At 46.4% G+C, this 12,311-nt stretch carries 12 protein-coding genes; 9 read left to right on the top strand and 3 right to left on the bottom strand.

What is annotated here, in order from left to right; translation table 11 throughout:
- Positions 1-25: 25 nt before the first annotated feature.
- From ACX0G9_RS04070 to ACX0G9_RS04055, 4 genes are read left to right on the top strand one after another with little or no spacing between them, the layout of a single operon-like run.
- Positions 26-244, top strand: coding sequence for a heavy-metal-associated domain-containing protein (locus tag ACX0G9_RS04070; protein ID WP_459063571.1), 219 nt, complete (start codon positions 26-28; stop codon positions 242-244).
- A gap of 17 nt (positions 245-261) precedes the next feature.
- Entirely contained in the window at positions 262-2,442 is a 2,181-nt protein-coding gene (locus ACX0G9_RS04065) for a multicopper oxidase domain-containing protein (protein ID WP_459063570.1), read from the top strand.
- Positions 2,443-2,474: 32 nt separating this feature from the next.
- On the top strand, positions 2,475-2,795 hold the full coding sequence (locus ACX0G9_RS04060) for a hypothetical protein (RefSeq protein ID WP_459063569.1): 321 nt from the start codon (positions 2,475-2,477) through the stop codon (positions 2,793-2,795).
- Positions 2,796-2,829: 34 nt separating this feature from the next.
- Entirely contained in the window at positions 2,830-3,372 is a 543-nt protein-coding gene (locus ACX0G9_RS04055) for a DUF1415 domain-containing protein (RefSeq protein ID WP_459063568.1), read from the top strand.
- Positions 3,373-3,406: 34 nt separating this feature from the next.
- Here ACX0G9_RS04055 and ACX0G9_RS04050 read toward each other — a convergent pair whose 3' ends face one another.
- Positions 3,407-4,417 carry a LacI family DNA-binding transcriptional regulator gene (locus tag ACX0G9_RS04050; protein ID WP_459063567.1) on the bottom strand — a complete coding sequence of 337 codons (1,011 nt, stop codon included), beginning with the start codon at positions 4,415-4,417 and terminating at the stop codon, positions 3,407-3,409.
- Positions 4,418-4,561: 144 nt separating this feature from the next.
- On the opposite strand from ACX0G9_RS04050, the gene ACX0G9_RS04045 reads away from it, so the two are divergent.
- Together ACX0G9_RS04045 and ACX0G9_RS04040 are read left to right on the top strand one after the other, a co-directional pair.
- Positions 4,562-5,455 (top strand): inositol oxygenase family protein, encoded by an 894-nt coding sequence (locus tag ACX0G9_RS04045; RefSeq protein ID WP_459063566.1) that lies wholly within the window; start codon positions 4,562-4,564, stop codon positions 5,453-5,455.
- Between the two features lie 59 nt (positions 5,456-5,514).
- Positions 5,515-7,209: a sodium:solute symporter family transporter gene (locus ACX0G9_RS04040; RefSeq protein ID WP_459063565.1), complete on the top strand. Its 1,695-nt coding sequence runs from the start codon at positions 5,515-5,517 to the stop codon at positions 7,207-7,209.
- A gap of 15 nt (positions 7,210-7,224) precedes the next feature.
- Here ACX0G9_RS04040 and ACX0G9_RS04035 read toward each other — a convergent pair whose 3' ends face one another.
- Positions 7,225-7,818 (bottom strand): hypothetical protein, encoded by a 594-nt coding sequence (locus ACX0G9_RS04035; RefSeq protein ID WP_459063564.1) that lies wholly within the window; start codon positions 7,816-7,818, stop codon positions 7,225-7,227.
- Positions 7,819-7,849: 31 nt separating this feature from the next.
- Entirely contained in the window at positions 7,850-8,026 is a 177-nt protein-coding gene (locus ACX0G9_RS04030) for a hypothetical protein (RefSeq protein WP_459063563.1), read from the bottom strand.
- Positions 8,027-8,233: 207 nt separating this feature from the next.
- On the opposite strand from ACX0G9_RS04030, the gene ACX0G9_RS04025 reads away from it, so the two are divergent.
- Genes ACX0G9_RS04025 through ACX0G9_RS04015 form a run of 3 tightly spaced genes read left to right on the top strand, consistent with a single transcriptional unit; the run spans position 8,234 to position 12,275 of the window.
- Complete coding sequence (locus ACX0G9_RS04025) at positions 8,234-9,679, top strand: alpha-L-fucosidase (protein WP_459063562.1); 1,446 nt, start codon at positions 8,234-8,236, stop codon at positions 9,677-9,679.
- A gap of 8 nt (positions 9,680-9,687) precedes the next feature.
- Positions 9,688-11,142, top strand: coding sequence for an alpha-L-fucosidase (locus ACX0G9_RS04020; protein WP_459063561.1), 1,455 nt, complete (start codon positions 9,688-9,690; stop codon positions 11,140-11,142).
- 56 nt (positions 11,143-11,198) lie between these two features.
- On the top strand, positions 11,199-12,275 hold the full coding sequence (locus ACX0G9_RS04015; protein ID WP_459063560.1) for a glycoside hydrolase family 88 protein: 1,077 nt from the start codon (positions 11,199-11,201) through the stop codon (positions 12,273-12,275).
- Positions 12,276-12,311: the final 36 nt, after the last annotated feature.

Below are 12,311 nucleotides of genomic sequence, written 5' to 3'. Positions count from 1 at the left end.
TAACAAACACCATAAATAATACACAATGAAAACTTTACAATTCAAGACCAATATTAAATGTTCAGGTTGTATCGCTTCGGTAACGCCATTCTTAAATAAGGCAGTAGGGGAAAAAAACTGGGAAGTGGATATCACCAAACCTGAAAAGCTTTTAACCATCAGACCGGATTCCGCTGCCGTCACCAGCAAAGAGGTGACAGCAGCGTTGAAGGAAGCAGGATATACCAGCGAAGCGGTCAATTAAACAAAGAAAAACTGAAAATGAAGAAAATAATTCTTGTTGGTATCCTGCTTGGCCTCTCTTCTCTGATCTATGGTCAGCATAAGGTTGTCTATCACCTGGATGTCAGGGATACCATCGTGAAATACACGGGAAAGTCAAGACATGCGATGGCGATCAACGGATCGATTCCTGCACCGGTCCTGGAATTTACGGAAGGGGATACGGCCGAGATCTATGTACATAATTCAATGGACAAGGAAACCATGATCCATTGGCATGGCCTGATCCTTCCCAATCAATATGATGGCGTGCCCTATCTTACGACCACGCCCATCCGGAAAGGGCGGACACATTTGTTCCGGTTTCCGATCGTACAGACAGGAACCTATTGGTATCATTCCCATTCGGCCTGGCAGCAGCAGAGCGGAGTCTATGGGGCCATTGTCATCCACAAACGGAAAAAGCCATCCGGAAACCAGGTATCCGGAGAATCGGGTGTTTCTCCCGAAAAGGAATACACGCTTCTTATCAGTGATTGGATCGATGAAAAACCCTATGAGGTGGACAGAAGCCTTCACGCAGCCACGGATTGGTACGCCATAAAAAAGGGCAGTACGCAGAACTATGGTCAGGCAATCAAAGAAGGACAGCTTAAGACGAAGCTAACGAATGAATGGAAACGTATGATGGCCATGGATGTGAGCGATGTGGCCTATGACCGGTTTCTGATCAATGGAGCAACGGAAAATGAAACTCCTCCTTTCCATGCAGGCGATAAAATAAGATTACATATAGTCAATGGTTCTTCCTCTACTTATTTCTGGCTGAATTATGCGGGTGGGAAAATAACGGTTGTGGCAAACGATGGCATGGAGACGGATCCGGTTGTAGTAGACCGTTTGATCATCGGAGTGGCGGAAACCTATGATGTGATCGTGACGGTTCCGGACAATAAACGCTTTGAATTCCGGGCGACTTCGGAGGACAGGACCGGGTCTGCTTCGTTATGGGTGGGAGAGGGGGAAAAAGTGAACGCGGTCGTTTTTCCCCGTCTGGATTATTTTGAGGGGATGAAGATGATGAATGGCATGATGAAGATGAACGGGGATATGGATGATATGGGGATGAAAATGAGCAACCAGGTCATGGACATGAATACGGTGATGTACCCGGAGATAACCGGAAAGGCAAAGTCAAAGGAGCCGGTCGTCACGTTGAATTATGGCATGCTCCGTTCGCCGGTAAAAACGAAGTTCCCGGATGGTCCGGTAAAGGAATTGCATTTTGACCTGACGGGTAATATGAACCGTTATGTCTGGAGTATTAATAACAAGACCGTTTCGGAAACGGATAAGATCCTGATCAAAAAAGGAGAGATCGTGCGCATCATTCTGTATAATAATACGATGATGCGTCACCCGATGCATCTGCATGGCCATTTTTTCCGTGTGCTGAATGGACAGGGTGATTATTCCCCGCTGAAGAATACGCTGGACATTATGCCTATGGAGCGGGATACCCTGGAATTTTTGCCGGATGCGCCGGATTTTAGCGGGGATTGGTTTTTTCATTGCCATATCCTTTACCATATGATGAGTGGGATGGGCAGGATCTTCAGCTATGAGAATTCACCGCCGAATCCGGAAGTGCCCGATCCGGATATGGCCTTGAAAATGGTCTATATGGATGACCGGATGTTTCATCCCTCCGGGAAGATATCCCTGGAAAGCAATGGCAGCGACGGAGAGATTAATGTGTTCAATACCCGGTACCGCTTCCAGACGGAATGGCGGGTTGGTTTAAATGCGGAAAGTGGCTATGAAGTAGAAACGCATTTCGGAAGATACCTGGGAAGGATGCAATATTGGTTCCCTTATGTCGGTTTTGATATCAGACACCGGAACAATAAGGATGGAGAGAAAAACATTTTTGGACAGTTGGACACCAGGGATGACAGGAAAGTAATATGTGCGGGTATCCAATATCTGTTACCGATGCTGGTCGTTGCCGATGCCCGGGTAGATAGTAAAGGTAAATTGAGGTTTCAGCTGGGAAGGGAGGATATTCCGGTAACCGGCAGGCTCCGGTTTAATTTTATGGCCAATTCAGATAAGGAATATATGGCGGGTATCCGGTACGTATTCACCAAATACTTCTCTTTGTCTACTCATTATGACAGTGATATGAAATTTGGCGCAGGGATAACCTTAAGCTATTGATATATCCGTAGATTTGTTGGAAATAAACAGGTATGAGCAAACAATCCAAAGGCAAGCCGGAAAACGCCAAAGAGAACCCAAAAGAAAAAGAAGATTTGCCGGGATATCCTCATTATCCGGAAAACGAGGATATTTATAATAAAGAAAAAAAAGAAGGCGATATCGATCTGGACACCCAGTCGGTGATTAAAGGGAAAAAGAAAAAAGATCCCGCTCCCGGGGATGATCTTGATGTGCCCGGTTCTGAACTGGACGATGAGGACGAAGAGATCGGAGAAGAAGATGAAGAGAACAATTATTATAGCCTCGGAGGCGATGATCATGATGACCTGGAAGAAGATAAGGGAGAATAACAGGATAGCACGATGATGAATGCAATAAACTATAATGGACACAACGGATAAGGTAATTGAACAAACCCGTACATGGATAGATACGGTCGTAGTGGGTTGTAACTTTTGTCCGTTCGCCGCCCGCGAGGTTAAACAAAGAACCATTTACTACCAGGTAGAGCCGGCTATCGATAAGAAGACCTGCCTGGAATCCTTTATGAAGGAATGCCTGCGTTTGGACCGGGAAGAATCCATAGAAACTTCCTTTTTGATCCTGACCAATGGGTTTCAGCAGTTTGACGATTACCTTGACCTGGTTTCCCTTGCGGAAGAATTGTTAAAAAAGAGTGGATATGAGGGGGTATACCAGGTTGCCAGTTTTCATCCCCTTTACCGTTTTGGGGGTGCCAAGGCCAATGATGCCGCCAATTATACGAATCGATCCATTTATCCGATGCTGCATTTGTTAAGGGAAGCGAGCATCGAAAAAGCGCTTGAACGTTTTCCCGATCCCGGACAAATACCTGATCGCAATATCAGTTTTGCACGGGGAAAAGGAGAAGCTTATATGAAAAAGCTCCGGGAAGACTGTTTGTGATGGGCAAATTCTCTAAATATTAATCTGTAGATCGTTAACCCGTCGACCCCCTGATTTCCAGGGAGGAAGGGATAACCTCCTTCTGTTTGGAAAGATTGCCATTTTTCCCGGCCAGGGCCTTGAACAACAAGGATGCTGCAGCCTTCCCCATTTCAAATGCGGGTTGGGTAACAGTAGTCAGCGAAGGGTTGAGGAGCATGGCGGAGGGAAGATTGGAAAATCCGATCACTTTTACCTGGTCCGGAATGGATATTTGGAGCTCGTAACAGGTCTGGTAAATACCGGTAGCCAGTTTTTCCACGGTAGCTATAACTCCATCCGGCCTGCAAGTACTGGTCATCAATTTTTTAAGGATCTTTTGATTCTGGGCATTATCGTTGGTACAGGAGATAATATCTGACGGCCTGAACCCGATATGATTCTCCATTAAGGCTTTTTTATACCCTTCGATTCGTTGTTCGCTGATCGACAGGGTGGGAGAGATCGATAATAGGGCAATGCGGCTGCAACCGGAGGTAATAAGGTGCCCGGTAGCCTTATAGGCGCTCTCCAGGTCGTCGGTAACGACCCGGGCGGTTTCCACCCCCTCACAGACCCTGTCAAAGAAAACAAGCGGGGTGCCTTTTGCCTGCAATTCCTGCATATAGGCAGGGTTATTGGTCTCAGAGGTCACCGAAAGCAGGATTCCGTCCGCCCGGCCCCCCAGGAAATCACGCAGAATTGCCTGCTCTTTCAGTGCGCTTTCATGGGTCAGGCAGATCAGGACATGGTACCCTTTATCCTGTGCAATGGCCTCGATCCCATCGATCGCCTGGGCAAAAAAACTATCGGCCACCTCAGGAAGGATGACAGCGATCGTTTTGCTCTTTTTCCCCCGAAGGCTGCTGGCATAGGGGTTTGGAATGTAATTGAGTTCTGCCGCCAGCGCCCGCACCCTTTTTTTGGTCCCTTCGCTGATCTCATGACTATCCGTAAGGGCTTTGGAAACCGTTGCTGCCGAAAGTTGTAATTGGCGGGCTAAGATCCGGATAGTTATATTTTCCATTAGCAGGGTAGCCCTTTTTACGAAAACGGTTAAGTAAATAAAGTTCTAAATTAATGCATAATATCGTCAAAAAAGGTCGCAAATTTACTTTACCGGTTTAAATAGCCGGCATGTCACCATTCAAAACGATCAAACGAGAAAGCCATGACACCCAACGCTAATCTAACGCTGGACAACCCCAATCCAAATCCTCTTTCATCCCTGGATGTTTGGGAAGAAGATTTGCTGGAACGTTATCCTGACCCGGAGTCTATTGCCAAGGCAAAAACCACTGAAGAATACCGGGATTATGAATCAACAAAAAAGGAATCCGTACGGGAGTTTTATAAGTTGAACCACACTTATCAAACCTATGATTTTGTCCGGGAGAAAAAAGCGGACTATCTGAAGTTTGATAAAAAAGAAATGACGGTCTGGGCTGCCTTTGATTTTTTGAACCAGCTGGTAGATGATTCAGATCCGGATACGGACCTTGATCAATTCCAGCATTTGTTGCAAACTTCGGAAGCTATCCGTGCGGATGGTCACCCGGACTGGATGGTCCTGGCTGGTCTTTTTCATGATATGGGAAAAACATTATGTCTCTTCGACGAGCCGCAATGGGCAGTTGTAGGGGATACTTTTCCCGTTGGATGTGCATATGCTGACAAGATCGTCTATCCGGAATTTTTTGCGCTTAACCCGGATCATGATCATGAAATATATTCTACCAAATACGGGGTCTATTCACCCAATTGCGGTTTGCGCAATGTGGACATGTCCTGGGGACATGACGAATATATCTACCATATGATGAAGGATCATCTTCCGGAGCCGGCCTTATATATGCTCCGGTATCACTCCTTTTATTCCCAGCACCGGGAGAACTCCTATGATCATCTGATGGATGAGCATGACCGGGAAATGTTTAAATGGGTCAGGCTGTTCAATCCATATGACCTGTATTCCAAGAGCCCCACTCCTCCGGATTGGAACGAGCTCCGTTCTTACTATGAGGCGCTGGTGACAAAATACTTACCGGCTACCCTGAAATTTTAACCGGATTTTTGCCAGTTTCTTTTACATTTGTCGGATACATATACGTTTGATTGCTGCTTATGAATAATAGATTGGCTACCGGTGATTATATAGTCTTTATTGCATATTTCATTCTTGTCTCCTGCTATGGATATTGGATTTACCGTAAAAAGGGTAAAAAAGGCGGAGCAACGAGCACCAAGGATTTTTTCCTGGCCGAAGGTTCACTCACCTGGTGGGCAATCGGGGCCTCTATCATCGCCTCCAATATATCTGCCGAACAGTTTATCGGGATGAGCGGAGACGGCTTCTTTGCCGGAATCGCAGTTGCCGTCTATGAATGGCTTGGCGCGATCGCGCTGATCATCGTAGCGGTATTTTTTATGCCGGTCTACCTGAAGAACAAGATCTACACGATGCCGCAGTTCCTCAAGACGCGGTATAATGAAACCGTGGCGCTAATCATGTCCGTTTTCTGGTTATTTCTTTATGTCTTCGTCAATCTGACTTCAATTCTTTACCTGGGTGCATTGGCGATCAACGGATTGCTGGGCGGCGGGTATTTCCATACGGTCATGATCGTTCTGGCCGTTTTTGCCCTTTTTATTACCTTGGGCGGAATGAAGGTCATCGGTTATACGGATGTGATCCAGGTGGCTGTACTTATCCTGGGCGGTCTGGCGACGACCTATATGGCGCTCACCCTGGTCAGTGAAACCTTTGGAATGGGCAAAAGTGTGATCGCCGGTTTCCAGGTGCTGCTGAGGGATGCCCCGGATCATTTTCACCTGATCTTTAAGAAGCCAACGGCTGACTCTCCCCAGATATATGTCAATAAATACCTCATCTTGCCGGGTATTACGATGTATTATGCCGGTCAGTGGATAGGCAACCTGAATTATTTCGGGTGCAACCAATACATTACCCAGCGGGCGCTTGGTGCAAACCTGCCAACGGCACGCAACGGAATCCTCTTTGCCGGATTTTTGAAACTGCTGATGCCTGTCATCGTAATGTTACCCGGTATTGTTGCCTGGGTCCTGTATAAAAATGGTCATCTTCCTCAACTGGTCGGTGGTCGAAAGGACGAGGCCTATACGGCGATCCTCAGTTTCCTCCCCAGTGGCTTAAGAGGTTTATCGATAGCAGCCCTCACGGCGGCCATTGTTGCCTCCCTGGCCGGTAAGGCCAATAGCATCTCCACGATTTTCACGCTCGACGTCTACAAAAAATACATCAATACAAACGCTGACGAAAAAAAGATGGTTTGGACCGGCCGTCTTGCCATCCTGCTGGCCATGATCGTGGCTATCGTCTTTACCTGGAAAGACTTGTTAGGTATCAGCGGCGACGGCGGCTATACCTTCATTCAAAAATATACCGGTTATATCAGCCCGGGTGTATTTGCCACTTTTATCCTGGGGATGTTCTGGAAAAGGACAACTGGTGCGGCGGCAATCGCGGGTATCGTTTCCGGTTTTGTGTTGTCCGTATTCTTCGGCCAGTTTGCCGTCAAGGTATTGGGAACCGAAACCTGGATGTATTCTGCCTTCCTGAATAGCAATGGCGTTTACGAGATCCCCTTTTTCATCTGTATGGGCTGGGCCTTTTTTTATACGGTGATCCTGATGGTGCTGATCAGCATGGGCGGACCTCGCATCAACCCCAAAGCCTTCCACCTGGATCTGGAAATGTTCCGCCTCAAACCAGTCAACTGGATATTGATCGCTTTTATTCTGCTGATCTTTTCCGCCCTTTATGTGCGGTTCTGGTAAGTATGGGCTTAGGGTTTATACCCACTGTAATTCATGGCGGGGAATAAAGAAGCCCTTAATGCAATTTGGATTGCGGATACAAATCTGGATATGGTTTTTTTCATGAAAGCCGGCACCTGGGTAGAGCTCTTGTCCTTCCACAAAAACACCTCTTACTGAATCGAATGTTTTTAATTTAGTTTCAATCCTTTTTAAATGCAGGTTTTCAATCACAGCGCAGTCCAGTTCTCTGATAAGTAAATCTTTGGAATTTTTAATTGGTCGATTAATGGGAAGTTCCTGATCAAGAGTACTCGCAGAGAAAGATAAAGAATAGTAGGAGTTTTTTACCAACCTTAGATAGGAAGTATCCAATAAGTCCAAACAAAATTGCAAGTCAATTGTGGCTCCTAGAACAGCCGGAGATTTGAATTTCTTTTTACCGGGTGGATTTTGGGCAAAATCCAAGGCCCGTTCATAATTGTTTTCCCAAAAATAGCAGCCGGTACCTAACCAGTCATGACCATTTTCACTTGTTTTTAAAATACTTTTTCCAGAAACAATGTCATTAAGTATTGTTTCCTCACACCCATGAAATCCTATTAGCAATCCTGGCTTTGCGGGATACATTGAAATAAGTTTAATTAGTAAGACTTATTTTTTAACGGGGAGCGACTGCAGAAACAGCGGAGGAAAATTTATTGGTACCTTTGGGGACGAGAAGATGCATAATTCCAAGTTTAGTCAGCAATTTTTTGGCAGCAACTTTGGAATGTTTAACTTCCTCTTGCTGTTTTAGTAAAAGCTCCTCAAACTCTTTGAATTCTTTCTCGTTCATATATGCAAATATAAAATATTTGGTGTGATATCAAAAAATCTTGCCCAACTTATTTATTCACACTCCCTTACAAATTCTGTTTCCACCCCTTTTTAAGTGAGAATACCATATAGAAAGGTTAAATTCATGGGTATTTTCCATACCCAAATCCGATAGTTTTATCCCTGTATACACGATAATTTCCGATCATTAAAAAACGATAGCTTCATGAGAAAACACCTGTTCGCTTTGCTTATTTTTTGTGCAGGCACTCCGCTTTTTGCACAAACCTGGCAACCCAATTGGGAGTCTCTGGACAAACGACCTGTTCCGCAGTGGTTTAAGGATGCCAAATTTGGGATTTTTATCCATTGGGGAGTATATTCCGTCCCCGGTTACAGCAAAAAGGGAGAATATGCCGAGTGGTACCAGCATGGTTTAAATGAAAAAGACACGGCGCGGATAAACTATCATAAGAAAAAATTCGGTGATCTTACCTATTACCAGTTAGCCGATCAGTTCAAGGCAGAATTGTATAATCCGGACGAATGGGCCAAACTCATCGAAAAATCCGGAGCCAAATACGTCGTACTGACCTCCAAACATCATGATGGTTTTGCCAACTGGCCCAGCAAAGAGGCCAGCCGGGATTGGGGATTCCCCTGGAATTCAGTGGAGGCGGGTCCTCACCGCGATCTGTTGGGCGATCTTTTTACCGCCCTTCGCAAAACCTCCGTTCATCCTGGGATGTATTACTCCCTGTACGAATGGTATAATCCTCTTTGGTTAAATGACAAGCCCCGTTATGTAAAAGAACATATGTGGCCACAGATGAAAGACCTGGTCAATACTTACCGGCCTGATGTATTCTGGACCGATGGGGAATGGGATGCAAAGGATACCTTGTGGAAATCGCCGGAGTTCCTTTCCTGGTTATATAATGAAAGCCCCGTCAAAGACAGGGTGGTTACTTATGACCGCTGGGGCGATGGTATCCGTTTTCATCACGGAGGAGTATATACGCCGGAGTATCAGCCCGACCTGGAGATCAAGGACGATCATTACTGGGAAGAAAGCCGCGGGATGGGTTTTTCGTATGGATATAACCGCGAAGAAGATGCCTGGGATTATAATTCTTCAAAAGCATTGGTCTTTCAGTTGATAGACAAAGTGAGCAGAGGAGGTAATTTCCTGCTGGATATCGGGCCGGATGAACACGGGAAAATCCCTCCCATCATGCAGGAACGTCTGTTGCAGATCGGGGATTGGATAAAGATTAACGGAGAGGCCATTTATGGAACGACCAAATGGAGAACTCCTGCGCAATGGGGAACGGGAAAGCGGGATTACAAACCGGCCAATGGTGGCGGAGATCTGCTGTTGAAGTTAACCGTTGACCCCGATCCGGGATTCGCGGTGAAGGAATGTTTCTTTACCTATAATGCCGCACAAAAAGACCTTTTCGTCCTGCTGCCGCGTTGGCATACCGGTACTTTTACCATACGTGATCTGAAGCTTTCCCCGGGAACAACGATCGAATTACTGGAAACGCATACTCGTCTTGCCGGCAAACAACAGGGGAATGACCTTGTTATCACCATGCCCTCCTTCGATCCGAACAAGATCACGACCCAATACGGTTTTGTTATTAAAATTCACAATACCCTCCCATAATTTGACATATGAAAAGAAAAATTGTACCGCTCGTTCTGCTGATCTGTTTATTATCAGCAAGTGTAAAGACCATCGCCCAGGACCGCTACCAGGCGAACTGGGACTCTTCCCTTAAAAAATACCAGACCCCGGATTGGTTCCGGGATGCCAAGTTTGGGATCTTTATCCATTGGGGGGTCTATTCCGTACCTTCCTTTGGGAGCGAGTGGTATCCCCGGAATATGTATGAGCAGGGATCGGATGAATTTAAACACCATGTCGCTACTTACGGCCCTCAAAACAAATTCGGATATAAAGATCTTATTCCCCTGTTCAAAGCGGAACGTTTTGATGCGAATGCCTGGGCTGATCTTTTCAAACGGTCAGGTGCAAAATATGTAGTACCCGTTGCCGAGCATCACGATGGATTCGCCATGTATCAGACAGCCATGTCGAAATGGAATGCAGTGGAAATGGGACCGCACAAGGATATCATCGGTCTTTTATCCGAGGCGATCCGCAAACAAGGGCTGATATTCGGACTTTCTTCGCACCGGATCGAACATTGGTGGTTCATGAACGGAGGCCGTAAATTCGATTCGGATGTGAACGATCCGAAATATGCCGATTTTTACGGACCGGCCAGAGACCAGATGGATACGCCTTCTCCTGAATATATGAACGACTGGCTGCTCCGGTGTACGGAACTGGTCAATAAATACCAACCTCAATTGTTCTGGTTCGACTGGTGGATAGAACAACCTGCCATGGATCCTTACCGTAAGTCTTTTGCCTCCTATTACTATAACAAAGGACTGGAATGGAACAAAGGCGTAGTGGTCAATTATAAGAACCTGGCTTATCCGGAAGGGACGGCCGTTCTGGACCTCGAACGGGGAAAACTGGGCGGTATCCGTAACCTGCCCTGGCAGACCGACGACGCCATCGGCAATGAATCCTGGGGATATACCACCACCAATACGTTCAAAACCCCGAAATATGTCATTACCAACCTGATCGACATCGTTAGTAAAAATGGCAACCTGCTGCTAAATATCGGACCACGTCCGGATGGGTCGATTACAGAGGCGGAAACAGCGGTTCTGCTGGGAACAGGAAAATGGCTGAACGTGAATGGAGAGGCCATCTACGGGACCAGACCCTGGAAGATCTATGGGGAAGGCCCAACTGAGTCAGCCAGCGGATCCTTCAGCGAACAGAAAATTCCTTTTAATGCAAAAGATATCCGGTTCACCACCAAAGGCGAAACTTTATATGCCATCCTTTTAGGGGTGCCATCGGGTAATACCACTATAAAAGCCTTATCGGCCAAGGCAGGAAACGGTAAAATTGCTGGTATAGAATTGGTAGGCAGTACCGACAAAGTGAGCTGGTCACAAAATGCGGATGCTCTGGTGATAAAAGCATCGGCCTCTTACCCCTCAGAAAATGCGGTTACCTATAAGATCAGCTTCTTGCATTAATTCCGGACATCCTGTAATGACTATGAGCCTTAACTATAAAAATCTTTTCACGGATAATGTTACTGGAGATCCGCCAGATCCGTACGGACATCAACCAGGACTCCTTTGGAGCGGAAGCCTTTTCTCCCAGAACCATAGAGAACGGCAAACTGAAATTAGTGGCTTCAACAGACTGGACCAGCGGATTTTTCCCGGGAGTACTGTGGATGCTCTATCAATATACCGGTAAAAAGGAATGGTCAACAGCGGCAAGGACCTTTACTGCGAAAATGGAGAAAGAAAAATCGAACGGGACGACCCATGATATGGGTTTCAAGATCTATTGCTCCTTTGGGAATGGCTACAGGCTTACGAAAGATAAACATTACCGCGAGGTGATCATCCGTGCTGCCCAAACCCTTTCCACCCGGTTCAATCCACGCATTGGCTGTATCCGTTCCTGGGATCATCACAAGGAGCTTTGGGAGTTTCCGGTTATCATTGACAATATGATGAACCTGGAGTTATTATTCGCCGCAACCAGGCTGACGGGTGATTCTTCCTTCTTCAAAACAGCTGTAAGTCATGCTAACACGACAATGAAAAATCATTACCGGCCGGATTACAGTTCGTTCCATGTAGTGGATTATGATTCTCTAACCGGAGCAGTGAGAAAAAAAATGACCTGGCAGGGATACCGGGATTCTTCATCCTGGGCCCACGGTCAGGCATGGGGTTTATATGCTTTTACCATGTGTTACCGTTTTACAAAGGATAAGGCCTACCTGGAGCAAGCAAGACATATTGCAGCATTCCTATTGCATCATCCCCGTTTGCCGGTTGATAAAGTACCCTATTGGGATTTTGATACGCCGGCCATTCCGCAGGAACCCAGGGATGCTTCGGCGGCCGCGGTCATGGCCTCCGCTCTCTACGAACTGAGCGGGTATGGGGGAACGGCCGGGGAATACCGGTCTGTTGCCAACAGCATACTAAGGAACCTGTCGGAGCATTATCGGGCGGAGGCCGGTACCAATAAGGGCTTCCTATTATTACACAGCACCGGATCCAAACCGTCAAACAGTGAAGTGGACGTCCCGCTGAATTATGCGGATTATTATTACCTGGAAGCTTTATTACGATCAACTCATTAAAAAAGAGAGGCGATTCCACTTAAAAATCGCCTCTCT

Source organism: Flavitalea flava (genome assembly GCF_054461575.1).
The sequence above is the reverse complement of the archived record's forward strand: the minus strand, read 5'-3'. Positions and strand labels throughout refer to the sequence as shown.

Bases quoted from the DNA above. Each gene is read 5' to 3' on its own strand.
- ACX0G9_RS04070 (WP_459063571.1), top strand. From the start codon at position 26: ATGAAAACTTTACAATTCAAGACCAATATTAAATGTTCAGGTTGTATC.
- ACX0G9_RS04065 (WP_459063570.1), top strand. From the start codon at position 262: ATGAAGAAAATAATTCTTGTTGGTATCCTGCTTGGCCTCTCTTCTCTG.
- ACX0G9_RS04060 (WP_459063569.1), top strand. From the start codon at position 2,475: ATGAGCAAACAATCCAAAGGCAAGCCGGAAAACGCCAAAGAGAACCCA.
- ACX0G9_RS04055 (WP_459063568.1), top strand. From the start codon at position 2,830: ATGGACACAACGGATAAGGTAATTGAACAAACCCGTACATGGATAGAT.
- ACX0G9_RS04050 (WP_459063567.1), bottom strand. From the start codon at position 4,417: ATGGAAAATATAACTATCCGGATCTTAGCCCGCCAATTACAACTTTCG.
- ACX0G9_RS04045 (WP_459063566.1), top strand. From the start codon at position 4,562: ATGACACCCAACGCTAATCTAACGCTGGACAACCCCAATCCAAATCCT.
- ACX0G9_RS04040 (WP_459063565.1), top strand. From the start codon at position 5,515: ATGAATAATAGATTGGCTACCGGTGATTATATAGTCTTTATTGCATAT.
- ACX0G9_RS04035 (WP_459063564.1), bottom strand. From the start codon at position 7,818: ATGTATCCCGCAAAGCCAGGATTGCTAATAGGATTTCATGGGTGTGAG.
- ACX0G9_RS04030 (WP_459063563.1), bottom strand. From the start codon at position 8,026: ATGAACGAGAAAGAATTCAAAGAGTTTGAGGAGCTTTTACTAAAACAG.
- ACX0G9_RS04025 (WP_459063562.1), top strand. From the start codon at position 8,234: ATGAGAAAACACCTGTTCGCTTTGCTTATTTTTTGTGCAGGCACTCCG.
- ACX0G9_RS04020 (WP_459063561.1), top strand. From the start codon at position 9,688: ATGAAAAGAAAAATTGTACCGCTCGTTCTGCTGATCTGTTTATTATCA.
- ACX0G9_RS04015 (WP_459063560.1), top strand. From the start codon at position 11,199: ATGTTACTGGAGATCCGCCAGATCCGTACGGACATCAACCAGGACTCC.